The following is a 531-nucleotide window of genomic DNA, read 5'->3' on the forward strand; positions in this document are numbered from 1 at the left end:
CAATGACGGTACCTTTCGAGGAAGCCACGGCTAACTACGTGCCAGCAGCCGCGGTAATACGTAGGTGGCGAGCGTTGTCCGGAATTATTGGGCGTAAAGGGAGCGCAGGCGGGAGATCAAGTCTATCTTAAAAGTGCGGGGCTCAACCCCGTGAGGGGATGGAAACTGGTTTTCTTGAGTGCAGGAGAGGAAAGCGGAATTCCTAGTGTAGCGGTGAAATGCGTAGATATTAGGAGGAACACCAGTGGCGAAGGCGGCTTTCTGGACTGTAACTGACGCTGAGGCTCGAAAGCGTGGGGAGCGAACAGGATTAGATACCCTGGTAGTCCACGCCGTAAACGATGAATGCTAGGTGTAGGAGGTATCGACCCCTTCTGTGCCGGAGTTAACGCAATAAGCATTCCGCCTGGGGAGTACGGCCGCAAGGCTGAAACTCAAAGGAATTGACGGGGGCCCGCACAAGCGGTGGAGTATGTGGTTTAATTCGACGCAACGCGAAGAACCTTACCAGGGCTTGACATTGAGTGAAAG

1 rRNA gene is annotated in these 531 nt (G+C 54.0%); it reads left to right on the forward strand.

Annotated features, from left to right (window positions below):
* Nucleotides 1-531: ribosomal RNA gene (locus ACE419_RS11540) — 16S ribosomal RNA — on the forward strand; the annotation flags it as partial.

Origin of the sequence: Mitsuokella apri, from assembly GCF_047974105.1 — a bacterium.
Taxonomy (GTDB): domain Bacteria; phylum Bacillota; class Negativicutes; order Selenomonadales; family Selenomonadaceae; genus Mitsuokella.